Raw genomic sequence first — 24,798 nt, forward strand, 5'->3', positions numbered from 1 at the left:
AAAGGGCCCCAACTGAAATTCAGCGAGGAGCGAACCGCGTGACCGCCGAGACGTCCGTGCCGTCCACAGCCCTGCTGACCGGAGCAGACCGGGACGGTTCCAACTACACCGCGCGGCACCTGCTCGTCCTCGAAGGTCTAGAGGCCGTGCGGAAGCGCCCTGGCATGTACATCGGATCGACCGACAGCCGCGGTCTGATGCACTGCCTCTGGGAGATCATCGACAACTCCGTGGACGAAGCCCTCGGAGGGTACTGCGACCACATCGATGTGACCCTGCATGACGACGGTTCCGTCGAGGTGCGGGACAACGGCCGCGGGATTCCGGTCGATGTCGAGCCCAAAACCGGTCTTTCGGGCATCGAAGTCGTGATGACCAAGCTGCATGCCGGAGGCAAGTTCGGCGGCGGCTCGTACGCGGCCTCCGGCGGCCTGCACGGCGTGGGCGCCTCCGTGGTGAACGCGCTCTCGGCCCGCCTGGACGTCGAGGTGGACCGAGGGGGCAACACCCACGCGGTGAGCTTCCGGCGGGGCACGCCCGGCGCCTTCAAGGGCGACGGCGCCGATGCCACGTTCGACCCGTCCTCCGGGCTGCGCAAGCTCAAGAGGGTCCCCAAGAACCGCACCGGCACGCGTGTGCGGTACTGGGCCGACCGCCAGATCTTCCTCAAGGACGCCAAGCTCTCCCTGGAGAACCTGCACCAGCGCGCCCGGCAGACCGCCTTCCTGGTGCCCGGACTGACCCTGGTCGTCCGTGACGAGTTCGGGCTCGGCGAGGGCGGCAGCAAGGGCGAGGAGTCCTTCCGCTTCGACGGCGGCATCAGCGAGTTCTGCGAGTACCTGGCCTCGGACAAGCCCGTCTGCGACGTGCTCCGCTTCTCCGGCCAGGGCAGCTTCAAGGAGACGGTCCCGGTCCTCGACGACCACGGACAGATGACTCCGACCGAAGTCACCCGCGAACTGGGCGTCGACGTCGCGATGCGCTGGGGCACGGGCTACGACACCACGCTCAGGTCGTACGTGAACATCATCGCCACTCCCAAGGGCGGCACCCACGTCGCGGGCTTCGAACAGGCGGTGGCCAAGACGGTCAACGAAGTGCTGCGCACCAAGAAACTGCTGCGCGTCGCCGAGGACGACGTCGTCAAGGACGACGCCCTGGAAGGCCTCACCGCCGTCGTCACCGTGCGTCTCGCGGAGCCCCAGTTCGAAGGGCAGACGAAGGAGGTGCTCGGCACCTCCGCGGCCCGTCGCATCGTGACGAACGTGGTCTCCAAGGAGCTCAAGGCGTTCCTGACCTCCACGAAGCGGGACGCGGCCGCACAGGCCCGGGTCGTCCTCGAGAAGGCGGTGGCCGCCGCCCGTACGAGGATCGCGGCCCGCCAGCACAAGGACGCCCAGCGGCGGAAGACGGCACTGGAGTCCTCCTCGCTGCCCGCCAAGCTCGCCGACTGCCGCAGCGACGACGTGGAGCGCAGCGAGCTGTTCATCGTCGAGGGCGACTCGGCGCTCGGCACCGCCAAGCTCGCCCGGAACTCCGAGTTCCAGGCACTCCTGCCGATCCGCGGAAAGATCCTCAACGTTCAGAAGTCGTCCGTGTCCGACATGCTGAAAAACGTCGAGTGCGGGGCGATCATCCAGGTCATAGGAGCGGGATCGGGGCGCACCTTCGATCTCGACACCGCCCGTTACGGGAAGATCATCCTGCTCGTCGACGCCGACGTCGACGGCGCGCACATCCGTTGTCTGCTCCTGACGCTCTTCCAGCGCTACATGCGGCCCATGGTCGAGGCCGGCCGGGTGTTCGCGGCGGTGCCGCCGCTGCACCGGATCGAGTTGAGCCAGCCCAAGAAGGGCCAGGACAAGTACATCTACACGTACTCGGACCGTGAGCTCCGGGAGACCGTGCTCGAACTCCAGCGCAAGAACGTGCGGTACAAGGACTCGATCCAGCGCTACAAGGGTCTGGGCGAGATGGACGCGGATCAGCTGGCCGAGACGACCATGGACCCGCGCCACCGCACACTGCGCCGGATCAACATCACCGACCTCGAAGCCTCCGAGCAGGTGTTCGACCTGCTGATGGGCAACGACGTCGCTCCGCGCAAGGAGTTCATCTCCAGTTCCGCGGCGACGCTGGACCGCTCGCGCATCGACGCGTAGGCGATCAGACCGACGCGTACGCGGTCCGAGGGGCCCGGCCGGGATTCCGGCCGGGCCCCTGATCGTCGCCGTAGTCGTCCTGGTGATCGCCCGCCAGGTCCGCCCTGGGCGGGACTCTCGTCGGGCATCCAGCGGTGTTTGCTGGAGTGACTGCCGGAGGCGGAGGTCGCCGTGCCCGCGCAGAGGCTCCGGACGGGCTGACCCTGCGGGAGCCGGAGGTGCCGGGGCTGATCGCCGAGGGCCTGAGCAACCGGGAGCGGGCCGTGCCCAGGCCGTCCGTTACGCCTTCGGGAAAGGACATGTGCGGCCACCAGGGGGGTGAGTCACCTGATGGGGTGAAGTGCGGGGAGAGAAGAGTCAGGGATCTTCCCGTTCTGTCCATCCTTGGGCACGCGGCCGAAACGGGCGGCGGACAAGGAGAGTTCGGTGGAGAAGCACGACGGTCCCGACCCCGGACAGGTCCGGATCGACGACCCCTGGTACGACGCGCTCGCCTCAGGGTGGGGCGAGTTGGACGGTACGGGTGCGCCCGCTCCCGCTGTGCCGCCCGCGCGCGGGGAGCGGGAGGACCTGAGCGCGCGCGCCGCCGACGTCTATCTGGAGGTGCAGCGCAGTGCCGCCTTCAAGGAGGTGCGCAGCAGGTACCGGAGGTTCGTGATTCCGGCCGTCGCCGTGTTCTTCACCTGGTACGTGGCGTATGTCGTGACGGCGACCACGGCGCCGGCCTTCATGGCGCGGCCCGTGGCCGGCGCGGTGAACGTGGCGATGGTCGCGGGGCTCGGACAGTTCCTCACGACGTTCCTCTTCACCTGGGCCTACGCGCGGCACGCACGGCTGCGCAGGGACAGGGCCGCGCTCGATCTGCGGTGGGACACACAGGAGCTGACGCGCAGCGTCGCGGGTGGTGAGAGGTGACGGGGAACCATCAGACGCTGGCCCTGCTGCTCTTCAGCGTGTTCGTCGCGATCACTCTCGGGATCACGACCTGGGTGAGCCGTCACCGGCATGGTTCGGCGGAGGAGTTCTACGCGGGCGGCCGGCTCTTCTCACCGATGGAGAATGGTTTTGCCATCGCGGGCGACTACATGTCCGCCGCCTCCTTCCTCGGTATCTCCGGGCTGATCGCGCTCTTCGGCTACGACGGGCTGCTGTACTCGGTGGGCTTCCTCGTGGCCTGGCTGGTCGTCCTCTTCCTCGTCGCCGAACTGGTGCGCAACTGCGGACGGTTCACGCTCGCCGATGTCGTCGCCGCACGGATGAGTGAGCGACCGGTGCGCATCGCGGCGGGAACGTCCTCGGTGACCGTGTCGGTTCTGTATCTGGTCGCCCAGATGGTGGGGGCGGGCAGCCTGGTCGCGCTGCTCCTGGGAGGCACGAGCGACGCGGCACAGACCTGGACGGTCATCGGGGTCGGTGCCCTCATGGTCGTGTACGTGTCGTTCGGCGGGATGCGGGCCACCACATGGATCCAGATCGTCAAGGCCGTCCTGCTCATGGGCGGGGCGATCGCGTTGACCGTGCTCGTCCTGGTGCGGTTCCACGGGGACTTCGACCAGTTGCTGCGTACGGCGGCGGAGCGCAGCGGGCACGGGAAGTCGTTCCTGGCGCCGGGCCTGAAGTACGGCGGGGACTGGACGGCGCGCCTCGACTTCATCAGCCTGGGACTGGCTCTGGTGCTCGGCACAGCGGGCCTTCCGCACATCCTGTCGCGCTTCTACACCGTGCCGACCGCCCGTGCCGCCCGCCGTTCGGTCGTCTGGTCGATCGGGTTGATCGGCGGATTCTACCTGATGACGATCGTGCTGGGGTTCGGCGCGGCGGCGATCGTCGGCCCCGATGCCGTACGCGGGTCGAACGCGGCCGGGAACACGGCGGTTCCGCTGCTGGCGCTCGATCTGGGCGGTGGGGCCTCGTCCACGGGAGGAACGGTTCTTTTTGCGATCGTCGCCGCGATCGCCTTCGCCACGATCCTCGCGGTGGTCGCAGGAATCACGCTCGCCTCCTCGGCCTCCGTGGCCCACGACCTCTACGCGTCGCTGCGGCGACGGCGCGCCAAGCCGCGTAGCGAGGTGGCCGTGGCCCGGGCCGCAGCGGTCGGGGTCGGTGTCGTGGCCATCGGGCTCGGCCTGCTCGCGCGCGACCTCAATGTGGCGTTCCTGGTGGGACTCGCCTTCGCGGTCGCCGCGTCGGCGAACCTGCCCGTCCTGCTGTACTCGCTGTTCTGGCGGAACTTCACGACACGCGGCGCCGTGTGGTCCGTGTACGGGGGCCTGCTGCCGGCCCTGGTGCTCGTGGTGCTGTCGCCCGTGGTGTCGGGCAGTCCCGGTTCGCTGTTCCCGGGCGTCGACCTGCAGTACTTCCCGCTGGACAATCCGGGTCTGGTGTCCATCCCGATGGGCTTCCTCGCGGGCTGGCTGGGCACTGTCACGTCCACGGAGGCGCCGGACGAGGCCAAACACGCGGAGACGGAGGTGCGGGCGCTCACAGGGGCGGGGGCGGTCTGAGACAGGCGCTCTCGCGGGTCCTCCGTCAGGGGCGGGTCGCCCAGACATAGCGGTGTTCGGGGCGGCCCGCGTCACCGTACTTCAGGCTCAGGGTGGCCCGGCCGGTGCGCTCCAGAAGCTTCAGATAGCGCTGGGCGGTCTGCCGGCTGAGGCCGGTCCGCTCGGCGATCTCCTGGGCGGACAGGGGGCTTTCCGCGTTCACCAGGGCTTGGCGCACCGCCTCCGCGGTGGTGGGGGAATGCCCCTTGGGCAGGTCCGGTTCCGTGCCCGTGGAGAGGGCGCCGAAGATCCGGTCGACCTCGGCCTGTTCGGCCTCGCCGCCGCCGTCGAGGGTGCGACGCAGGTCCGCGTACGCCTCAAGTTTCGCGCGGAGCCCGGCGAAGGCGAACGGTTTCACCAGGTACTGCAGGGCGCCGTGCCGCATCGCCGCCTGGACCGTGGTGACGTCACGCGCCGCGGTCACCATGATCACGTCGGCCTGGAGGCCCCGCCGCCGCATCTCCTGGACGACCGCGAGACCGGTCTCGTCGGGCAGGTAGTGGTCGAGCAGCACCAGGTCCAGCTGGGGCAGCACCTCCATCTCCCGCAGGGCCTCCGCCGCGGTGTGCGCCTCGGCCGCGACATGGAAACCCGGGACCTTCTCCACGTAGGCGGCGTTGACCCGAGCGACCCGGACATCGTCGTCCACGACCAGTACCTCGATCATCGTGGCTCCTCCTTGGTGGTCGTGGCGGATATCTCCCGTGCGGGGCCGGGTTCCGGCGGCGAGGTGAGTGCCGGTTCCGCGAGGGCTTCCGGCAGCACGATCGTGAATTCCGCACCCCCGGCCTCCGCCTGCGCGACCTGTGCGCTGCCACCTTGCCGTTCGGCGAGCCGGCGCACCAGCGACAGCCCGATCCCGCGCCCTCGGTGGGCCGGCGGTTCCTTGGTGGACCAGCCGTCCGTGAAGATCAACTCATGGTGTCCGGCGGGGATCCCCGGCCCGGTGTCCCGCACCCTGAGCACGGCCGTACGCCCTTCCGCGCGCAATTCGACCTCCACGCGCGCGTGCGGGGCGCCCGCGACGGCGTCGAGCGCGTTGTCGACGAGGTTCCCGACGATCGTGACCAGTCCCCGGGGGTCGACCAGCCGGTCGGGGAACAGCGTGCTGTCGGAGACCGTCAGGGCCACGGCGCGCTCCGCCGCGACGGTGGCCTTGCCCACCAGGAGGGCGGCGAGCAGCGGGTCGTGGATCCTCTCGGTGATCTGTTCCGCGGTGGCCCTGTGGTCGCCGACCACCTCGCCGACGAACTCCACGGCGTCGTCGAACATCTCCAGCTCCAGCAGACCGAGCAGTGTGTGCATCCGGTTGGCGTGCTCGTGGTCCTGGGCGCGCAGGGCGTCGATCAGACCGCGGGTGGAGTCGAGCTCGCGGCCCAACTGCTCCAGCTCCGTACGGTCCCGCAGCGTGGCGACCGCGCCGCCGTCGTCGGTGGGCATGCGGTTGGCGACCAGGACCCGTTGTCCGCGGACGGTGAGCAGATCGGTTCCGCCGACGGTCCCGGCCAGCACATCGGTCGTACGTCCCTCACCGAGCGCCGTACCGAGAGGCTGCCCCACGGCTTCGTCGCCCAGGCCCAGCAGCCGCCGGGCCTCGTCGTTGAGCAGCCGGATCCTGCCCTCGCGATCCAGCGCGACGACGCCCTCCCTGATGCCGTGCAGCATGGCCTCACGTTCCGCCAGGAGTCCGGCGATGTCCGAGAAGGCCAGGTCACGGGTCTGCCGCTGGACCCGCCGTGAGATCAGGTAGGCGGCCAGCGCGCCCACGGCCAGCGCTCCGCCCGCGTAGGCGAAGAGCCCCGGGATGGCGTGGATCAGACGGGCCCGCACACTGTCGTACTCGATACCGACCGAGACCGCGCCGACGATGTCACCGCCGGCATCGCGCAGCGGCACCTTGCCGCGTGCCGAGCGGCCCAGTGTGCCGTCGTCGATCTGCATGACCTCACGGCCGGCCAGCGCCTGCTGCGGGTCGGTGGAGACGCGTCCCCCGATCTCGGCGGGATTGGTGTGAGACCAGCGCACCCCGTGCATGTCCATGACCACGACATACTCGGCCCCGCTCGCCTCGCGGATCCGCTCCGCCTCGGCCTGGACGGGCCCGTCCGCCGAGGGGCGCGTCGACGTCAGCTCGTCGGCGAGCTGTGGCTGTGCCGCCGTGGTCTGCGCGATCGCGAGCGCGCGACGCATCGCCTGGTCGTCCAGCTGGTCACTGAGGGGGGCCAGGAACAGACCCGTGGCGAGTACGGCGACTCCGGCGGCGATCGCCACCTGCATCAGCAGCACCTGCGAGAACATCCGCCTCGGCATGCCGAGGCGGAGTCGTCGGGCAGGGGGAGTTCGGCTCATACCCATGACGGTACGGGGAACGGCGGGCGGGCCGGGCAGTGGACGAAGTGGCGTGGATCTCGTTCGGATGCCCTGGTCAGCGGGTCGCCGAACAAAGTCAGCAAGGTCAGTAGGTAGGTCGTAGGTCGTAGGTCGTAGGTCAGCGGGTCAGCGGCGCGCGGCGCTTGCGGCGGTCGTACGCGACAGCTCACGCACCACCGTCACGTCCATGCGGGCCGGCGAACCGAGAGCTGAACCGCAGCTCTGCGCACGGGGCGGCGACGAAGCGCCCTGGGTGACCGCGACGAGCCAGTGGCGGCCGTCGGTATGGGCGATGGTCACCTCCCAGTGAGGCGCCTCGCCCTCGGTACGGACCACACTCAGCGCGCCCGCAGTGTCCTCGCGCACCGCCGTACGCACGGCCAGTTCGGCAGCCTGGCCGGGGCGTTCCCAGGCGGAGCTGCCACGGCACCCCTCCGTGACGACACGCCCTTCGCGCACGCCCTGGAGGACCTCCTTCACGGCATGGGCCTCGGCGCGCCCGTAGGCGTAACCGAACGGCAGGACGAGGAGGGTGGGGGAGAAGCGGTGGCCTCCCAGGTGCGTGACCTCCCACGCTCCCGCCACTCCGGAGGCCGCGAGTTCGGCGGCGAGGGGGCGGCCGAGCAGGGCGCAGCACCGGTCGCGCTTGCCGTTGGTGCACACCAGGGCGAGTGGGTCACCGGTGTGGGGGCGGGCGTCGAGCGCGGTGTCGAAGGTGCCGGACAGGCCCCTGCCCAGCTCGGCGAAATCAAGTGTGAGCAGCTGTTCGGGGTCCGAGGTGGTGGCGCTGTGCAGCCATACGTTTCCCGGAGTGGTGTGGGCCGCGTACACCTGGCGCTCGGCGGCCTGGTGACAGTCCGCGTGGCGTCCCGGGCGGCGGATCAGGGCGATGCGTACACCGGTGTCCTCGGCGGCCCGCTCCAGGGCCCGGCCCAGTACGGGATCCAGGTGGCTCGATGTCAGCGCTTCGGCGCCCCAGGGGCCGGGCTGTTCGACCAGCAGCCATGTCCGCGCCGTGGCGGCGGTCCCCGCGAGCGGTTCCTCCAGGTCCTGTGAGACCTTCGCGCACGTACTCACAGAGGTGAGCCTAACCTGACTTGGCTCCTGGCGACCTGTGGGGCCGTTGGTGTCACTGCTCCGGAAGTGGCTGAGGTGGCCGTTCTCCTACGTAGTGCCCGCTCGGGCGCATACGCAGCGGTGCCTCGCCGTACTCCTCCAGGGTGTGGGCGATCCAGCCGGCGGTCCGGGCCACCGCGAAGATCGTCTCACCCGCCGAGGAGGACATGCCGGACGAGGCCGTGAGGACGGCGAGGGCCAGGTCGACGTTGGCGTGCAGCGGGACGTGGCGAGCCGTCGTGGCGACGACGTCGTGGGCCGCGGCGAGCGCCGGCGCGGCGTCGGGGATGCCCTCCAGGAGGGCGAACAGCGCCCGCGCGCGGGGGTCCTCGCCCGGGTAGAGACGGTGACCGAGGCCCGGGACGCGGCGCCCCGCGCGCAGCTCGTCGGCGATCACGGGCGCCGCCGTGCCGTGGTCGAGGACATCGAGGAGCATGCGGTGTGCCAGGCCGCTGGCCGCTCCGTGGAGGGGGCCTTCGAGTACGCCGAGGCCGGCTGAGACAGCGGCGTACGGGTGGGCGCGGGCCGAGGCCGCCACCCGGACCGCCAGGGTCGAGGCGGCCAGGTCGTGGTCGACGAGCAGCGCGAGGGCCGTGTCCAGGGCCCGCAGGAATGCTTCCGAGGCGTCGCGTCCGCTGAGCCGGACCCACAGACGGTGGGCCAGTGGGCCGTCGGCCGGCTGATCGTGCCTTTTGGGCGGCAGGGCGGCGACGAGTGTGGGGATCAGGGTGCGGGCCGTGCCCAGCACGGACTGCTCGGAAAGGTCGAAGCGCAGGGGGTCGGCCGCCGCCGCGGCGATGGCGGCCACGCGGAGCCGGTCGGTGGGGCCCGTGTGCTCGGGCAGTGAGTCGACGGCGCGGCGGGCCACCGCGACGGAGGCCTCGGGTGCCGTGAAGGTGGCGCCAGGGCGCAGCACGCCTGTCCAGAGCCACTCCGCGACCTCTTCGTACGAGTGGCGTGCGGCGAGCTCGGTCGCGTCGACGCCGCGGAAGTAGTAGCGGTCCTTCTCGATCAGGGTGATCCGGGTGCGGACGGAAAGTGCGCCCGCGGTCGGTGCGCTCAGTGCCGGTTCACGCCTGTTGCGGCGTGCGAGGGCTTCCACCTCCGTGGGGTCGAAGGTGCTGCCACGGCCGCCCGGGTTGCTCCGGCTGCCGAGTCGGCCGCGGCTCACGTACGCGTACACCGTCTCCGGCTTCACGCCGAGGAGCTCGGCGGCTTCCCGGGTGCTGATCCGCCGCCCTTCGCCTTCGTGTGCCGGGGCCGTTTCCTGATCCGTCATGGGCGTCACCGTATCCGTGGGTTCGAGTGTTGAATCAATCAATATTGACAATGAACAAGTCAAGCATGGACAGTCGAATCAAGTTCAGGGAGGCAAGCATGTCGATCAACCGGACCGCGAACGGTCGGGACGCGAGCGCTTTGGTCGACGTTCCGCGAGGACTCGCGGGCGTCGTCGTCACCGATACCGTGCTGGGTGACGTCAGAGGGGCCGAGGGGTTCTACCACTACCGCCAGTACTCGGCCGTGGAACTCGCGAGGAGCCGCGGCTTCGAGGACGTATGGCATCTGCTGATGCACGGTGAACTGCCGGACGCGGCGCAGAGTTCCGCCTTCGCCGCGCGAACGGTGGAACTGCGGCGGCTGCCCGAGGAGGTGCGGGCGGCACTTCCCGCGATCGCCGCGGCCAGTGGGCGGGCCGGGGCGCTCGCCGGGATGAGGACGGCGCTGTCCCTGTTCGGCGCGGCGCGCGGCTTCCGGCCGGTGTACGACCTCGACGGCGAGCAGCGCGGGGCGGACGCGCTCGCGGCGTCGGCGGCCGTGCCGACGCTGTTGACCGCGCTGTACCGGCTCGGGCAGGGCCTTGCTCCCGTCGAGCCGCGCGACGACCTGTCCTACGCCGCCAACTACCTGTACATGATGACGGGTTCAGAGCCGGAGCCCGCCCGGGCGCGGGCCGTCGAGCAGTACTTGATCTCAACCATTGATCACGGATTCAATGCGTCAACCTTCACGGCCCGGGTGATCGCGTCGACGGGGGCCGACATGACGGCCTGTCTCGGCGGGGCGGTGGGGGCCCTCTCGGGTCCGCTGCACGGCGGGGCCCCGAGCCGGGCCCTGGACACCCTGGACGCGATCGGGACGCCCGACCGTATCGACTCCTGGATCCGTGAACGGGTGCTGGCGGGGGACCGCATCATGGGCTTCGGTCATCCCGTCTACCGCACCGAGGATCCGCGCTCGCGTATGCTCCGCGAGATCGCCCAGGGCTTCGGCGGCCCCCTGGTCGACTTCGCCGTCGAGGTCGAGCGCCAGGTGGAGGCCATTCTGGCGGAGCTCAAGCCGGGTCGTGAGCTGCATACCAACGTGGAGTTCTACGCGGGGGTCGTCATGGAACTCTGCGGCCTCCCGCGCGAGATGTTCACGCCGACGTTCGCGGCGGCACGCGTGGTCGGCTGGAGCGCGAACATCCTGGAACAGGCGGAGGACCCGAAGATCATCCGGCCGGCGGCACGGTATGTGGGGCCGGGGGCACCGGTTGTGGTGCCGGCGGCGGCCTGACCGCTTCGGCCGGTGAGGTTCCCGGGTATGGAGGTGTTGCGTGCGCGTGAGGCCCGGAGAGCCGGTCTGGCGCCGGGCCTTGCGGTGTGTCGTCGGGCAGTGACCGGTTGGTGTGCTGCCCGGTCGGGGCGGCCTTCGGCCCGCACCGAGGTGGGGTGCGGCGAGGCGAGGCGATGGCTGGCGCGGAGCGAGGCGAGGGTGGACCCGTCTTCCGGCCGCGGGGGCTCAGGCGTCGGGGATGTCGGCCTTGGCCCGGATCAAGGTCTCCCGGCTCACCACGACGATGCGTTCGTAGTCGGCGCGCGCGGCGTCGGCGGGAAGCTCGGTGTCGAGCACCGCAGTGGCCTCTGTGCCGATGACAGCGAAGTTGCCATCGCTGAGTTCGAAGATGTCGGGGCAGGTCTCGCCGGTCACGCTGCCTCGTTCACGAGGAGACGCGCCGATGCGACGCACGATTTTCAAAGGGGATCCCGGTCCTCAGGAGGATAGACAGAAGAGCGGGGCAAATGTAGTCCCTCGAGTCCCCGGGGGTGAACCCGGGGACTAGCCCAACTGGCTCTATTTTGGCGGGGGTTCACCCACTACCCACCACTCCTCCGTGTCTGCTTCGGCCAGATCGCGGACGAGGCCGTCCACCATTTTCCCTACGCGAGCCTCCTCGGACGAGTCGTCGAGACTGTCGCGATGATGTCGGGTGGCTTCCCAGTAATCGCGGAACACGCTGCTCTGGCAAAGCACTCGAAGGTGTCCGTGCAACTCCTGCCAGTTGACGTCTCCGGCGTGGAAGGTGTGCAGGGCGTTCGTGTACAGCGCGTTGGCGAAGAGGTACTGGCGTCGCAGCCTGGGCCGTTCGGCGGCCGGCGCGGCGCTGAGATCGACGGTGCTCATCACGACGGCCAGTTCCGGATCGTCCATGGCCTTGCTCAGCAACTGGAGGTGCACACGCTGCTGCTCCACCCGCAGTCTCATCTTGTTGTACTGGCGCTGCTGGAAAGTGAGGACTGCGAGTGTTCCCGCTGTGAACGCGAGTCCCGCCACAGAGGCGGTGCTCAACCCCCGGATCCCCAAGTTCTGTGTGGCCATGTCAACCCCCGAATCAGGCGGCCGTCCGCCGGTCGTCGGTGCGGGTCGACTGATGGGGACCGGCGAGCGTTGGGCGGCGCTTGCCGTCTCCCAGGGTGCCGAGCGGGTCTGATCGGCTGGGAGGCGGAGAGGCGGCGCACGGAGGTAAGCGCGGGTCGCGCAACTCGGCGCCTTGCCCAACGTGTGCCCCGCGAGCGCCGCTAACAATCGTTCACTTCCAGCGCTTTCCGGGGCGGCTCGTATCCTTGGCGGGCATTCGTCCCCCGTCGAGAGAGCCGGTTTGCGAGCCGGAGTACGCAATTGGTGTGAGAGAGGTCGCGTGTCGAGTCAGACGAGCCCCCAGCAGATCCCGGTCCTCGTCCTCGCCGGTTTCCTTGGTTCCGGTAAGACCACGCTGCTCAACCATCTCCTGCACCGAAGCGGAGGAAACCGTATCGGTGCCATCGTGAACGACTTCGGTGCCATCGAGATCGATGCCATGGCCGTGGCCGGCGCCCTCGGCGACTCCACCGTTTCGCTGGGCAACGGGTGCCTGTGCTGCGCCGTGGACGCCAGTGAACTCGATGTGTATCTGGACCGGCTCGCCCGGCCCTCGGCCCGGATGGACGTGATCGTCATCGAGGCGAGCGGTCTCGCCGAGCCCCAGGAGCTGGTGAAGATGCTCCTGGCCAGCGAGAACCCGCACATCGTCTACGGCGGTCTGGTGGAGGTCGTCGACGCCGCCGAGTTCGACGCCACCCGCGCGAAGCATCCCGAGATCGACCGGCACCTCGTCATCGCCGACCTGGTCGTCGTCAACAAGGCGGACCGCGCGGCGGACCCCGACCGCGTGATCCGGCTCGTGCGTACGCTCGCCGACGGTGCCGCTGTCGTACCGGCTTCGTACGGTCGGATCGACCCCGAGTTCCTGTTCGACTGCAGGCCGACCGAGGAACGTATCGGCCAGTTGTCCTTCGACGACCTCCCTCGCGATGAGGACAGCCATCCCGGCGACCGTGACGAGCACCTCGGTCATCTGCACTCGGCCTACGAGTCCGTCTCCTTCACCTCAGAAGTACCTCTCGGGCCACGACGGTTGATGGACTTCCTCGACAGCAGGCCCGACGGTCTGTATCGGATCAAGGGGTATGTCGACTTCGGTGCCGCCGACCCCCGTAACCGGTACGCCGTACATGCCGTGGGCCGGTTCCTGCGCTTCTATCCGGAGCCCTGGGCCCCGGGTGAGCGGGACGCGCGGCTCACCCAGCTCGTGCTCATCGGGTCCGGCATCGACGCCGTCGCGCTCGGCAAGGAACTGGAGGCATGCAAGGACGACGCCCCACACGCCGACGAGAGCAGCATGTGGGGCGTCCTGCGGTACGTACAGGAGCAGGAAGTGGGGGTAGAGGTGGAGGGGGCAGGTCGGGGTGGTGAGGGCGACCTGCCGGACGGCGGGGCCTAGACCGGGCCCGCCACCACCGACACCGTCTTCGCCAGGGAGACACCCGAGCCGTCGCGGCGCGGGTCCATCTCCGGGAGCTCCGCGGGCGTCCCGTCCTTCTGTGCGGCCCGTGCGGGAGCGGGGCCCGCCCAGGCCAGGCTCAGGCAGTCCTCACCCTTCAGGAACCGCTGGCAGCGCACGCCACCGGTGGCGCGGCCCTTGCGCGGGTACTGGTCGAAGGGCGTCAGCTTGGCCGTCGTCTGCACCGAGTCGTCCAGGGTGCCGCGCGAACCCGCCACGGTGAAGACCACCGCGTCCACGGCCGGATCGACCGCCGTGAACGAGATCACCTTGGCCCCGTCCGTGAGCTTCACCCCCGTCATACCGCCCGCCGGCCGGCCCTGCGGGCGGACCTGGGACGCCTGATAGCGCAGCAGCTGCGCGTCGTCGGTGATGAAGATGAGGTCCTCCTCGCCGGTGCGCAGCTCGGCCGCGCCGACGATCCGGTCACCGTCCTTGAGGGTGATGACCTCCAGCTCTCCCTTGTTGGACGGATAGTCCGGGACCACACGCTTGACCACACCCTGCTGGGTGCCGAGCGCCAGGCCGGGCGACGACTCGTCGAGCGTCATCAGGCAGACCACCTGCTCGTCGCCCTCCAGCGTCAGGAACTCCGAGATCGGCGCGCCCCCGGAGAGGTTGGGCGCCGAGGCGGTCTCCGGCAGCTGCGGGAGGTCGATGACGTTGAGCCGCAGGAGCCGGCCGCTGGACGTGACCGCGCCGATCTCGCCCTGGGCCGTCGCAGGGACGGCGGAGACGATCAGGTCGTGCTTGACGCGCCTGCCCTCGTTCTCCCCGAAGGGGTCACCGTTGGCCGTACGCGCGAGCAGTGCCGTGGACGACAGGAGCACCCGGCACGGGTCGTCCGCCACCTGCAGCGGGACGGCCGTGGCGGCGGAACCCGCGGACTCCAGCAGCACCGTACGCCGGTCGGTGCCGAACTTCTTGGCCACCGCGGCCAGTTCGGCCGACACCAGCTTGCGCAGCTCGGCGTCCGAGTCCAGGATGCCGGTCAGCTCGTCGATCTCGCCGTTGAGCCGGTCGCGCTCGGTCTCCAGCTCGATGCGGTCGAACTTGGTCAGGCGGCGCAGCGGCGTGTCCAGGATGTACTGCGTCTGGATCTCGCTCAGGGAGAAGTGCTCGATCAGGCGCTGCTTGGCCTGGGCGGAGTTCTCACTGGAGCGGATGAGGCGGATGACCTCGTCGATGTCCAGGAGCGCGACGAGCAGGCCCTCGACCAGGTGCAGCCGGTCGCGCTTCTTGGTGCGGCGGAACTCGCTGCGGCGGCGCACGACCTCGAAACGGTGGTCGAGGTACACCTCCAGCAGTTCCTTGAGGCCCAGCGTGAGCGGCTGGCCGTCCACCAGCGCCACGTTGTTGATGCCGAAGGACTCCTCCATCGGCGTCAGTTTGTAGAGCTGCTCCAGGACCGCTTCCGGCACGAAGCCGTTCTTGACCTCGATGACCAGGCGCAGGCCGTGCGAGCGGTCGGTGAGGTCCTTGACGTCGGCGATGCCCTGCAGCTTCTTCGAGCCGACCAGGTCCTTGATCTTCGCGATCACCTTCTCCGGGCCGACGGTGAAGGGCAGTTCGGTGACGACGAGGCCCTTGCGGCGAGCCGTCACGTTCTCCACCGACACCGTCGCGCGGATCTTGAAGGTGCCGCGGCCCGATTCGTACGCGTCCCTGATCCCGGTCAGGCCGACGATCCGGCCGCCGGTGGGCAGGTCGGGGCCCGGGACGTACTTCATGAGCGTTTCGAGATCGGCCCCGGGGTGGCGGATCAGATGGCGGGCGGCGGCGATGACCTCACCGAGGTTGTGCGGCGCCATGTTCGTCGCCATGCCGACCGCGATGCCCGACGCGCCGTTGACCAGGAGGTTCGGATACGCGGCCGGGAGGACCGACGGCTCCTGCTCCTGGCCGTCGTAGTTCGGGGCGAAGTCGACGGTGTTCTCTTCGATCGACTCCGTCATGAGGGAGGTGGCGTCGGCCATCCTCGCCTCTGTGTACCGCATGGCGGCCGGCGGGTCGTCGTTGCCCAGCGAACCGAAGTTGCCGTGGCCGTCGACCAGGGGCAGCCGCATGGAAAAGGGCTGGGCCAGGCGGACCAGGGCGTCGTAGATCGACGCGTCGCCGTGGGGGTGGAGCTTACCCATGACCTCGCCGACGACGCGGGCGCACTTCACATAGCCGCGGTCGGGGCGGAGCCCCATCTCGTTCATCTGGTAGACGATGCGGCGGTGCACGGGCTTGAGGCCGTCGCGGGCGTCCGGCAGGGCTCGGGAGTAGATGACCGAGTACGCGTACTCGAGGAAGGAGCCCTGCATCTCGTCGACGACGTCGATGTCGAGGATGCGCTCCTCGAAGTCGTCGGAAGGCGGGGTCTTCGTGCTGCGGCGGGCCATCGCTGCTGCGACTCCTTCACAGTCTCTGCCGGGGCATGAACGGGTTCTGACGCGGTCCATTGTGGACCGCAGTACTGACAACGCGGACCACGACCCGTCCGTACGGGCTTCACGGACCGGGTGCGCGACCGCCCCAACAGGCCCGGTGGGCCGCGGTCGAGGCGGCCCCGGAGGGCTTCACGAGCGTGGCCCCGGCTGCCCGCGGAGGTCTGAGGACGCTACCGCGTTCCGTTCCCGCGGGGGTGGCGGAGGGGGCTTGTCAGGTGCGGGCCGCGGGCGGATGCCGGAGTGTGCGTGATCGTACGGCCGTGCGAGATCCGGTGTGTCGGTCGCCCGGGGCCCGAGGACACGCGCGTGCTCGCTCTCGGCGTACCCGATGCGGGAACTTCGCCAGCTGTCCGCGCGCTTGCATACAGTGGCACGACTAGCAGGAATTCAGCAGTTTTCCGCGATCGAAGGGACGTACATGCCCATGGGTCACACGGCCACAGCCGAGGCCGGTTCCGGCGGCCTGACAGCGACCGAGCACCGCCTGGCCAACGGCCTGCGTGTGGTGCTCTCCGAGGACCACCTGACCCCGGTCGCGGCGGTGTGCCTCTGGTACGACGTCGGCTCGCGTCACGAGGTCGAGGGCCGCACCGGGCTCGCCCACCTCTTCGAGCACCTGATGTTCCAGGGTTCCGGCCAGGTGAAGGGCAACGGCCACTTCGAACTGGTCCAGGGAGCGGGCGGTTCGCTCAACGGCACGACGAGTTTCGAGCGCACCAACTATTTCGAGACCATGCCGACGCACCAGCTGGAGCTCGCTCTCTGGCTGGAGGCCGACCGCATGGGCTCGCTGCTCGCCGCGCTCGACGACGAGTCGATGGAGAACCAGCGGGACGTCGTCAAGAACGAGCGCAGGCAGCGCTACGACAACGTCCCCTACGGCACCGCCTTCGAGAAGCTGACCGCCCTCGCGTACCCGGAGGGCCATCCCTACCACCACACCCCGATCGGGTCGATGGCCGACCTGGACGCGGCCACCCTCGAGGACGCGCGCGCGTTCTTCCGCACCTACTACGCGCCCAACAACGCCGTGCTGTCGATCGTCGGGGACATCGACCCGGAGCAGACGCTCGCCTGGGTCGAGAAGTACTTCGGTTCCATCGCGGGACACGACGGCAAGCCCGCCCCGCGCGACGGCTCGCTCCCGGAGACCATGGGCGGGCAGTTGCGCGAGGTCGTCGAGGAGGAGGTCCCGGCCCGCGCGCTGATGGCCGCCTACCGGCTGCCGGAGGACGGCACGCGCGCGTCGGACGCAGCCGACCTCGCCCTGACCGTGCTCGGCGGCGGCGAGTCGTCCCGGCTCTACAACCGGCTCGTACGCCGTGACCGCACCGCCGTCGCGGCCGGGTTCGGCCTGCTGCGCCTCGCCGGAGCACCCTCCCTGGGGTGGCTCGACGTGAAGACGTCCGGCGACGTCGAGGTCCCGGTCATCGAGGCCGCCGTCGACGAGGAGCTCGCCCGGTTCGCCGCGGAGGGCCCCACGGCCGAGGAGATGGAGCGGGCCCAGGCCCAGTTGGAGCGCGAGTGGCTGGACCGGCTCGGCACGGTCGCGGGCCGCGCCGACGAACTGTGCCGGTACGCGGTCCTGTTCGGCGACCCCCAGCTCGCCCTGACCGCCGTGCAGCGCGTCCTCGACATCACCGCGGAGGAGGTCCAGGAGGTCGCCAAGGCCCGTCTGCGCCCCGACAACCGCGCGGTGCTGGTCTACGAGCCGATCGCCCCGGACGAGACCGACGCGCCCGAAGAGACCGGCGCCGCTGACAACACCGACGAGGAGGCGGCCAAGTGACCGAGCTCGCCACGATGGAGTTCCACCCGCAGCCCCAGGCCGGCGAGGCCAGGCCCTGGGCCTTCCCGGCGCCCGAGCGCGGCACCCTCGGCAACGGCCTGACGCTGCTGCGCTGCCACCGCCCCGGCCAGCAGGTCGTCGCCGTGGAGATCCTTCTGGACGCCCCGCTGGAGGCCGAGCCCAAGGGCCTCGACGGCATCGCCACGATCATGGCCCGGGCCTTCTCGGAGGGCACCGACAAGCACTCCGCCGAGGAGTTCGCCGCCGAGCTGGAGCGCTGCGGCGCCACGCTCGACGCCCACGCGGACCACCCCGGCGTACGGCTCAGCCTCGAAGTCCCCGTCTCCCGCCTGCCCAAGGCGCTCGGCCTGCTCGCCGACGCCCTGCGGGCACCCGCGTTCGAGGACGGCGAGATCGAGCGGCTGGTGCGCAACCGGCTCGACGAGATCCCGCACGAGACCGCCAACCCGGCCCGGCGGGCCGCCAAGGAGCTGTCCCGGCAGCTCTTCCCGGCGGACTCCCGCATGTCGCGTCCGCGCCAGGGCACCGAGGAGACGGTCACCGCGATCGACTCGGCGGCCGTGCGCAGCTTCTACGAGAAGCACGTACGTCCCGCCACGGCCACCGCGGTCGTCGTCGGGGACCTCACGGACGTCGACCTCGACGCGCTGCTCGGGGACACGCTCGGCACCTGGACCGGATCGCAGGCCCAGGCACGTCCCGTGCCCTCGGTGACCGCCGACGACACCGGCCGCGTGATCATCGTCGACCGGCCCGGAGCCGTCCAGACGCAGCTGCTCATCGGCCGCGTCGGCGCGGACCGGCACGACCGCGTGTGGCCGGCCCAGGTGCTCGGCACGTACTGCCTCGGTGGCACCCTCACCTCCCGCCTGGACCGCGTCCTGCGCGAGGAGAAGGGATACACCTACGGTGTGCGGGCGTTCGGCCAGGTGCTGCGCTCCGCCCCGGACGGGACGGGCATCTCGATGCTCGCCATCAGCGGCTCCGTGGACACCCCGAACACCGGCCCGGCGCTCGACGACCTGTGGAAGGTGCTGCGCACCCTGGCCGCCGAGGGCCTGACGGACGCCGAGCGCGACGTCGCCGTGCAGAACCTGGTGGGGGTGGCGCCCCTGAAGTACGAGACCGCGGGCGCCGTCGCGGGCACGCTCGCCGACCAGGTCGAGCAGCACCTGCCGGACGACTTCCAGGCGACGCTGTACAAGCAGCTCGCCGCGACCGGCACCGTGGAGGCCACCGCGGCCGCCGTGAACGCGTTCCCGGTGGACCGTCTGGTGACCGTCCTCGTCGGTGACGCCGCGCAGATCGAAGAGCCCGTCAGGGCCCTCGGTGTCGGCGAAGTCAGCGTCGTGACAGCCGAGTAGGGACCTGTGACCGCGCAGGGGCCCGCAACGGCCGGGGCCCGGGTGACCGTACGAGTCACCCGGGCCCTTTCCTGTCCGTCTTCGCCCATGGTTTGTCCGTATTGCAGGGAAGTTGCCTGTCTGCCCTGTGGCATGCGCTACAAAAATGGTGATCCGTTTGTCGAATGAAAGAGGCGCCGCTTAGCGTCGGTCCGGCTGTTCGTCAGGCACTGCGCCGCGTCCGCGGCACCGGACAGTCATCGCCGAGTCCCCGCATGGCGCGAGCCAGGGGAGCCGGGGACCCACGTCCCTGGGGTGAATCGGACGCCCTTCCCGGAGGGGTCCGTAGGAGACCTTCCTGCTCCGAACCCGTCAGCTAACCCGGTAGGCGAGAAGGAAGGAAAGGACCAGCCACTTCATGGCGTTCACCCGCGCCACGGGGAAGCACCGTCTTCCCAGCCGCATGACGCGCACGACCCGCAGGACCGTCGGCGTCGCCGCCCTGGCCACCACCGGTGTCGTGGGCACGCTGGCCGCCCCGGCGTTCGCCGCCGAGAGCGAGATCGAGCAGACCGGCCCCCTCAAGGCCGTCACCATGGGTGACACGGTCGCCCAGGAGATCGACGCCCAGGCCGTCGCCCAGCGCCAGGCCGCCGAACAGGCCGCCGCCCGCGAGAAGGCCGAGGCCGCCGCGAAGAAGCGCGCGGAGGAAGCCAGGGCGAAGGCCGAGAAGGAGCGCGAGGCGAAGGCCCGCGCCGCCCGCGAGGCCGAGCGCAAGCGCCTCAACGCCTACACCGCGCCGATCGCCGGCTCGTACGTCTCCACCTCGTACCAGGCCGGTGGCGGCGTCTGGTCCTCCGGCAGCCACACCGGCATCGACTTCCACGCCGCCAGCGGCACCGCCGTGCACGCGGTGGGCTCCGGCACCGTCGTGGAGGCCGGCTGGGGCGGCTCCTACGGCAACCAGATCGTCATCAAGATGGTTGACGGCACGTACACCCAGTACGGGCACCTGTCGTCCATCGGTGTCTCCGTCGGCCAGACGGTCACTCCGGGGCAGCAGATAGCCCTCTCCGGGGCGACCGGCAACGTCACGGGGGCGCACCTGCACTTCGAGGCGCGTACGACCGCGGAGTACGGATCCGACATGGACCCCGTCGCGTACCTCCGCGGGCACGGCGTGAACGTCTGACCGCACGGCACCCGCACAGCGCTTCCGCACGACACCGCACCTCCGTCGAAGGCCCCGGCTCATCGAGCCGGGGCCTTCGCGCGTTCGGACGGCTTCGGGTCACTTTCGTACCGGACTACTGCCTGTTCAGAAGCGCGGTGTGTCCAAAAAATATCCATGGATTCCCGGCTGCCTTCGGAATTTCCCGTTCTCTGCAATAGAGTCACCGAACAAGCGTCAATCGACCGCGTTTCGCGGGGATTAAGGCGGAGGTCCGGTCATGCGTATTCCCGCGCGCTCGGTATGCACGGCGATCCGGGACGACATCGTCGCGGGTGTCTACGAGCGCGGCAGCCGGCTCACCGAAGAACTGCTCGCGCGCCGCTACGGTGTCTCGCGGGTCCCTGTGCGCGAGGCGCTGCGCACCCTGGAGGCGGAGGGCTTCGTGGTCACCCGCCGGCACGCGGGCGCGTGCGTCGCGGAACCCACGGAGCAGGAGGCCGCCGACCTCCTGGAGATGCGCGTGCTGCTGGAGCCGCTGGGCGCCGCCCGTGCCGCCCAGCGCCGCACCGAGGCCCATCTCAAGGTGCTGCGCGGCCTGGTCAGGCTTGGCCAGGAGCGGGCCAGGCGGGGCAACAGCGAGGATCTGCGCTCGCTCGGCGGCTGGTTCCACGAGACGCTCGTACAGGCCTCGGGCAGCCCGGCGCTGACCTCGACGCTCGGCCAGCTGCGGCACAAGATCGCCTGGATGTACTCGGTCGAGGCGCCCGCGCACCCCGCCGAGTCCTGGACCGAGCACGGGGCCATCGTGGACGCCGTGGCCCGCGGTGACAGCGACCGCGCCAGGGCGATCACGGCCCTGCACACCGAGCGGGCGATGTCCGCGCACCGGCTGCGCTTTCCGGGCGGGGAGCGCGTCGAGCGTGTGAGGACTTCGCAACATCCCGTAAACACAGCGGGCCTGCGGCATTAACAGAAGCACCGTATACAAAGAGGGATATTCGGCGGGGCCCTATTTCTGGTGCCCTTTTCTTCTGCGTGCCCCGAATTGCGGAGCACGTCATTTCCGTGCGCGCGGCGGGCGGAAATCGATACGCCACACACGGGAAAAGAACGGCCCCGGTACCGGGTACGCGAACGGCGGAGCCGCGTCGCCCGGGGTGTGGGTGACGCGGCTCCGCCGTACGGGATCCGCCGGGACCGACGGGATCCGGGATCCGCCGGAATCCCGGAGACCCTAGGAGGCCGAGGGGACCTGAGGGTCAGACCGTCTCGGGAAGCTCGTCGAGACCTTCGGCGACCAGCTTGGCCAGACGGTCGAGCGCGGCGTCCGCGCCCTCGGCGTCGGAGGCCAGGACGATCTCCTCGCCGCCCTGGGCGCCGAGGCCGAGGACCGCGAGCATGGACGCGGCGTTGACGGGGTTGCCGTCGGCCTTGGCGATCGTCACGGGGACGCCGGTGGCCGTGGCCGCCCGGACGAAGATGGAGGCGGGACGGGCGTGCAGGCCCTCGGCCCAGCCGACGTTGACGCGGCGCTCAGCCATGTGATGCTGCCCTTCAGGTGTCAAGGTTGTCTAGACCAGTGTTCCATACGGTGAACGGTGAAGCGTGCCTTGTGCGGGTACGGGTGCGAGTGCGCGTGCCGGTGCGGGTTAGGGCACGGACCGAGCCGGGGCCCCCAAGACTGCCCCGGGTCCCCGCCGGACGCGAACCCGCCGTTGTCGGACCCGAGTCGTACTCTGGGCCCCATGCAGACTCCGCCGGACCGGCACGAGTACCCCGCTCACTGGGAGGCCGACGTCGTCCTGCGCGACGGCGGCACCGCGCGCATCCGGCCCATCGCGGCCGACGACGCCGACCGCCTCGTCAGCTTCTACGAGCAGGTCTCCGCCGAGTCGAAGTACTACCGCTTCTTCGCGCCGTACCCGCGGCTGTCCGCCAAGGACGTCCACCGCTTCACCCACCACGACTTCGTGGACCGGGTCGGACTCGCGGCGACCGTCGGCGGCGAATTCATCGCCACCGTACGGTACGACCGCATCGCCGCGGACGGCCGCCCCGCGTCCGCCCCCGCGGACGAGGCGGAGGTCGCCTTCCTCGTCCAGGACGCCCATCAGGGCCGTGGCGTGGCCTCCGCCCTGCTCGAACACATCGCGGCCGTCGCCCGTGAGCGCGGCATCCGACGGTTCGCCGCCGAGGTGCTGCCCGCCAACAGCAAGATGATCAAGGTGTTCACGGACGCCGGGTACCAGCAGAAGCGCAGCTTCGAGGACGGCGTCGTACGCCTGGAGTTCGACCTGGAGCCCACCGACCGTTCGCTCGCCGTGCAGCGCGCGCGGGAGCAGCGTGCGGAGGCGCGTTCCGTGGCCCGCCTCCTGGCACCTGGTTCGGTCGCGGTCGTCGGAGCGGGCCGCACACCGGGGGGAGTGGGCCGCAGCATCCTGGACAACCTCCGCGACGCGGGCTTCACCGGCCGCCTGTACGCGGTGAACGGAGCACTTCAGGAGAAGGAGCTCGCCGGAGTCCCGGCCCACCGCTCCGTGCGGGACATCGGGGAGCCCGTCGACCTCGCGGTGATCGCCGTCCCGGCCGAACGGGTCCCGGAAGCGGTCGCCGAGTGCGGCGAGCACGGAGTGCAGGGGCTCGTCGTGGTCTCCGCGGGATACGCCGAGAGCGGCCCCGAGGGCAGGCAGCGCCAGCGCGAACTCGTACGCCAGGCGCGTACGTACGGGATGCGCATCATCGGGCCGAACGCCTTCGGGGTCATCAACACCTCCCCGGGGACGCGGCTCAACGCCTCGCTCGCGCCGGAGATGCCGCGCACCGGACGCATCGGGCTGTTCGCCCAGTCCGGGGCCATCGGGATCGCGCTGCTGTCCCGGCTGCACCGGCGCGGCGGCGGGGTCACCGGGGTGACGGGCGTGTCGACCTTCGTGTCCTCCGGCAACCGCGCGGACGTGTCCGGCAACGACGTCCTTCAGTACTGGTACGACGACCCGGACACCGATGTCGCGCTCATGTACCTCGAATCGATCGGCAACCCGCGGAAGTTCACCCGTCTCGCGCGGCGCACGGCGGCGGCCAAGCCGCTGGTCGTCGTCCAGGGCGCGCGGCACGGCGGAGCCGCGCCCCAGGGGCACGCGGTACGGGCCACCCGGCTGCCCCACGCCACGGTGTCCGCCCTGCTGCGGCAGGCCGGGGTCATCAGGGTGGACACGATCACGGAGCTGGTCGACGCGGGGCTGCTGCTGGCCCGCCAGCCCCTGCCGGCGGGCCCGAGGGTGGCGATCCTCGGCAACTCCGAGTCGCTCGGGCTGCTGACGTACGACGCGTGTCTCGCCCAGGAGCTGCGGCCGCTGCCGCCCCGCGACCTGACGACGGGTGCCTCGGCCGAGGACTTCCGCGCGGCGCTGGCGCACGCCCTGGCCGACGACGCCTGCGACGCCGTCGTGGTCACGGCGATCCCGGCGGTGGGGGACATGTCCGCGGCGGACGCGGCCCTCGCCGAGGCCCTCCGTTCGGCCTCGGCGGCGGCCCCCGGCAAGCCGGTCCTCGTGGTGCACGTGGAACTGGGCGGCCTCGCGGAGGCCCTGTCCGCGGCGGCGAGCACCGCCCCGACCGGCCCCGCACCGCAGGTCGCTCCCGCGCCCGCCGAGGTGGAGAACGAGGTGGAGAGCCAGGTGGAAAACGAGGTGGAGAGCGCCGAGGTGGACTCCCGGCTGATCCCCGCCTACCCCGCCGCCGAGCGGGCCGTGCGCGCGCTCGCGGAAGCCGTGCGGTACGGCCAGTGGCGGCGCGAGTCCGCCGACCCGGGGCGGGTGCCCGAGTACGAGGACATCGACGAGAAGGGCGCGGCCGAGCAGATCGACCAGCTCCTGGCCGCAGCCTCCGAGCAACCGCAACCGCAACCGCAACCGCAACCGCGACCTGAGGCGGAAGCGCAGTCGGAAGTACAGCCGGAAGCTCAGACGGAAGCGCCGCCCGGGGGACCCGATGAGGACGCGCTCACCCTCGCCCCCGACGACACCTGCGCCCTCCTCGCCCGGTACGGCATCGACGTCCGTCGCGCCCTGCCCGCGCACACCCCCGGGGAGGCCGTCGCGGCGGCGGAGCGCCTCGGCTACCCCGTGGCCCTGAAGACCACCGCCCCGCACCTGCGGCACCGCGCCGACCTGGGCGGCGTCCGCCTCGACCTGGCGGACGAGGAGCAACTGCGGCGCGCGTACGCCGAGTTGACCAGCCTCTTCGGGGAGCCCGAGGAACTGCGCCCGGTGGTACAGGGCATGGCACCGCGCGGCGTCGACACGGTCGTACGGGCGGTCATCGACCCGGCCGCCGGAGCGGTGCTCTCCTTCGGGCTCGCGGGAGCGGCGTCGGAACTGCTCGGGGACACCGCACACCGACTGATTCCGGTCACCGACCGCGACGCCGCCTCACTGGTCCGGTCCATCCGGACCGCGCCCCTCCTCTTCGGCTGGCGCGGCTCGGCCCCGGCGGACGTCGCGGCACTGGAGGAACTGCTGCTGCGCCTGTCACGGCTCGTCGACGACCATCCCGAGGTCGTCTCCGTGTCCCTGGAACCGGTCGTCGTGGCCCCGCGCGGGCTGAGCGTCCTCGGCGCTTCCGTACGGCTCGCGCCGCCGCCAGCCCGCGACGACCTCGGCCCCCGCACGCTTCCTGTGTACTGAGCGGTGCCTCGCAGTCA

General features: G+C 70.6%; 18 protein-coding genes and 1 riboswitch. Of the genes, 10 read left to right on the plus strand and 8 right to left on the minus strand.

Going from position 1 to position 24,798, the window contains the following annotated elements; all coding sequences use genetic code 11:
- Positions 1-38 precede the first annotated feature (38 nt).
- From IE278_RS21215 to IE278_RS21225, 3 genes are all read left to right on the plus strand, one after another.
- On the plus strand, positions 39-2,162 hold the full coding sequence (locus tag IE278_RS21215) for a DNA gyrase/topoisomerase IV subunit B (RefSeq protein WP_189774591.1): 2,124 nt from the start codon (positions 39-41) through the stop codon (positions 2,160-2,162).
- 426 nt (positions 2,163-2,588) lie between these two features.
- Positions 2,589-3,077 (plus strand): DUF485 domain-containing protein, encoded by a 489-nt coding sequence (locus IE278_RS21220; RefSeq protein WP_246570462.1) that lies wholly within the window; start codon positions 2,589-2,591, stop codon positions 3,075-3,077.
- Positions 3,074-4,666, plus strand: coding sequence for a monocarboxylic acid transporter (locus tag IE278_RS21225; RefSeq protein WP_189774593.1), 1,593 nt, complete (start codon positions 3,074-3,076; stop codon positions 4,664-4,666). Before IE278_RS21220 ends, IE278_RS21225 begins: the two co-directional genes overlap by 4 nt.
- 25 nt (positions 4,667-4,691) lie before the next feature.
- Here IE278_RS21225 and IE278_RS21230 read toward each other — a convergent pair whose 3' ends face one another.
- The 4 genes from IE278_RS21230 to IE278_RS21245 all read right to left on the minus strand — a co-directional run bounded on the left by IE278_RS21230 (position 4,692) and on the right by IE278_RS21245 (position 9,470).
- Positions 4,692-5,372, minus strand: coding sequence for a response regulator (locus IE278_RS21230; protein ID WP_189774595.1), 681 nt, complete (start codon positions 5,370-5,372; stop codon positions 4,692-4,694).
- On the minus strand, positions 5,369-7,054 hold the full coding sequence (locus tag IE278_RS21235) for a sensor histidine kinase (RefSeq protein WP_189774596.1): 1,686 nt from the start codon (positions 7,052-7,054) through the stop codon (positions 5,369-5,371). The genes IE278_RS21230 and IE278_RS21235 overlap by 4 nt, the downstream gene beginning before the upstream one ends.
- Before the next feature lie 147 nt (positions 7,055-7,201).
- Positions 7,202-8,152 carry a ferredoxin family protein gene (locus IE278_RS21240; RefSeq protein WP_189774598.1) on the minus strand — a complete coding sequence of 317 codons (951 nt, stop codon included), beginning with the start codon at positions 8,150-8,152 and terminating at the stop codon, positions 7,202-7,204.
- A gap of 52 nt (positions 8,153-8,204) precedes the next feature.
- The gene (locus tag IE278_RS21245; protein WP_189774600.1) at positions 8,205-9,470 is read right to left on the minus strand and encodes a citrate synthase; all 1,266 of its coding nucleotides are present in this window, start codon (positions 9,468-9,470) and stop codon (positions 8,205-8,207) included.
- A 98-nt stretch (positions 9,471-9,568) separates the two neighbouring features.
- Here IE278_RS21245 and IE278_RS21250 point away from each other — a divergent pair, with 98 nt between their 5' ends.
- A complete protein-coding gene (locus IE278_RS21250) occupies positions 9,569-10,750 on the plus strand; it encodes a citrate synthase/methylcitrate synthase (RefSeq protein WP_189774602.1) in 1,182 nt (393 codons plus the stop codon).
- Positions 10,751-10,975: 225 nt separating this feature from the next.
- Here IE278_RS21250 and IE278_RS21255 read toward each other — a convergent pair whose 3' ends face one another.
- Complete coding sequence (locus IE278_RS21255) at positions 10,976-11,212, minus strand: hypothetical protein (protein ID WP_189774604.1); 237 nt, start codon at positions 11,210-11,212, stop codon at positions 10,976-10,978.
- A gap of 96 nt (positions 11,213-11,308) precedes the next feature.
- Complete coding sequence (locus IE278_RS21260; RefSeq protein ID WP_189774606.1) at positions 11,309-11,833, minus strand: DUF6082 family protein; 525 nt, start codon at positions 11,831-11,833, stop codon at positions 11,309-11,311.
- Between the two features lie 319 nt (positions 11,834-12,152).
- Between IE278_RS21260 and IE278_RS21265 the strand changes: the two genes are divergently transcribed.
- Positions 12,153-13,274 carry a CobW family GTP-binding protein gene (locus tag IE278_RS21265; protein WP_189774608.1) on the plus strand — a complete coding sequence of 374 codons (1,122 nt, stop codon included), beginning with the start codon at positions 12,153-12,155 and terminating at the stop codon, positions 13,272-13,274.
- Here IE278_RS21265 and IE278_RS21270 read toward each other — a convergent pair.
- Positions 13,271-15,721, minus strand: coding sequence for a DNA gyrase/topoisomerase IV subunit A (locus IE278_RS21270; protein ID WP_189774609.1), 2,451 nt, complete (start codon positions 15,719-15,721; stop codon positions 13,271-13,273). The genes IE278_RS21265 and IE278_RS21270 overlap by 4 nt on opposite strands.
- A 472-nt stretch (positions 15,722-16,193) precedes the next feature.
- Here IE278_RS21270 and IE278_RS21275 point away from each other — a divergent pair, with 472 nt between their 5' ends.
- The 4 genes from IE278_RS21275 to IE278_RS21290 all read left to right on the plus strand — a co-directional run bounded on the left by IE278_RS21275 (position 16,194) and on the right by IE278_RS21290 (position 21,066).
- Positions 16,194-17,558 carry a M16 family metallopeptidase gene (locus IE278_RS21275; protein ID WP_189774610.1) on the plus strand — a complete coding sequence of 455 codons (1,365 nt, stop codon included), beginning with the start codon at positions 16,194-16,196 and terminating at the stop codon, positions 17,556-17,558.
- Positions 17,555-18,943 carry a M16 family metallopeptidase gene (locus tag IE278_RS21280; RefSeq protein ID WP_189774611.1) on the plus strand — a complete coding sequence of 463 codons (1,389 nt, stop codon included), beginning with the start codon at positions 17,555-17,557 and terminating at the stop codon, positions 18,941-18,943. The genes IE278_RS21275 and IE278_RS21280 overlap by 4 nt, the downstream gene beginning before the upstream one ends.
- 230 nt (positions 18,944-19,173) lie before the next feature.
- Positions 19,174-19,327: riboswitch (cyclic di-AMP (ydaO/yuaA leader) on the plus strand.
- Positions 19,328-19,340: 13 nt separating this feature from the next.
- The gene (locus IE278_RS21285; protein WP_189774612.1) at positions 19,341-20,114 is read left to right on the plus strand and encodes a M23 family metallopeptidase; all 774 of its coding nucleotides are present in this window, start codon (positions 19,341-19,343) and stop codon (positions 20,112-20,114) included.
- A 259-nt stretch (positions 20,115-20,373) separates the two neighbouring features.
- Entirely contained in the window at positions 20,374-21,066 is a 693-nt protein-coding gene (locus tag IE278_RS21290; protein WP_189774613.1) for a GntR family transcriptional regulator, read from the plus strand.
- 289 nt (positions 21,067-21,355) lie between these two features.
- Here IE278_RS21290 and IE278_RS21295 read toward each other — a convergent pair whose 3' ends face one another.
- Positions 21,356-21,637 (minus strand): HPr family phosphocarrier protein, encoded by a 282-nt coding sequence (locus tag IE278_RS21295; protein ID WP_107021509.1) that lies wholly within the window; start codon positions 21,635-21,637, stop codon positions 21,356-21,358.
- A gap of 204 nt (positions 21,638-21,841) precedes the next feature.
- On the opposite strand from IE278_RS21295, the gene IE278_RS21300 reads away from it, so the two are divergent.
- On the plus strand, positions 21,842-24,781 hold the full coding sequence (locus tag IE278_RS21300) for a bifunctional acetate--CoA ligase family protein/GNAT family N-acetyltransferase (protein ID WP_189774615.1): 2,940 nt from the start codon (positions 21,842-21,844) through the stop codon (positions 24,779-24,781).
- The last annotated feature ends 17 nt before the right edge of the window (positions 24,782-24,798 follow it).

The sequence above is a fragment of the Streptomyces tauricus genome, assembly GCF_014650955.1.
Classification (GTDB): Bacteria; Actinomycetota; Actinomycetes; order Streptomycetales; family Streptomycetaceae; genus Streptomyces; species Streptomyces tauricus.

Excerpts from the sequence above, each read along its gene's own strand:
- IE278_RS21245 (WP_189774600.1), bottom strand. The coding sequence starts at position 9,470 with ATGACGGATCAGGAAACGGCCCCGGCACACGAAGGCGAAGGGCGGCGG.
- IE278_RS21235 (WP_189774596.1), bottom strand. The coding sequence starts at position 7,054 with ATGAGCCGAACTCCCCCTGCCCGACGACTCCGCCTCGGCATGCCGAGG.
- IE278_RS21300 (WP_189774615.1), top strand. The coding sequence starts at position 21,842 with ATGCAGACTCCGCCGGACCGGCACGAGTACCCCGCTCACTGGGAGGCC.
- IE278_RS21250 (WP_189774602.1), top strand. The coding sequence starts at position 9,569 with ATGTCGATCAACCGGACCGCGAACGGTCGGGACGCGAGCGCTTTGGTC.
- IE278_RS21290 (WP_189774613.1), top strand. The coding sequence starts at position 20,374 with ATGCGTATTCCCGCGCGCTCGGTATGCACGGCGATCCGGGACGACATC.
- IE278_RS21230 (WP_189774595.1), bottom strand. The coding sequence starts at position 5,372 with ATGATCGAGGTACTGGTCGTGGACGACGATGTCCGGGTCGCTCGGGTC.
- IE278_RS21260 (WP_189774606.1), bottom strand. The coding sequence starts at position 11,833 with ATGGCCACACAGAACTTGGGGATCCGGGGGTTGAGCACCGCCTCTGTG.
- IE278_RS21275 (WP_189774610.1), top strand. The coding sequence starts at position 16,194 with ATGGGTCACACGGCCACAGCCGAGGCCGGTTCCGGCGGCCTGACAGCG.
- IE278_RS21295 (WP_107021509.1), bottom strand. The coding sequence starts at position 21,637 with ATGGCTGAGCGCCGCGTCAACGTCGGCTGGGCCGAGGGCCTGCACGCC.
- IE278_RS21270 (WP_189774609.1), bottom strand. The coding sequence starts at position 15,721 with ATGGCCCGCCGCAGCACGAAGACCCCGCCTTCCGACGACTTCGAGGAG.
- IE278_RS21285 (WP_189774612.1), top strand. The coding sequence starts at position 19,341 with ATGGCGTTCACCCGCGCCACGGGGAAGCACCGTCTTCCCAGCCGCATG.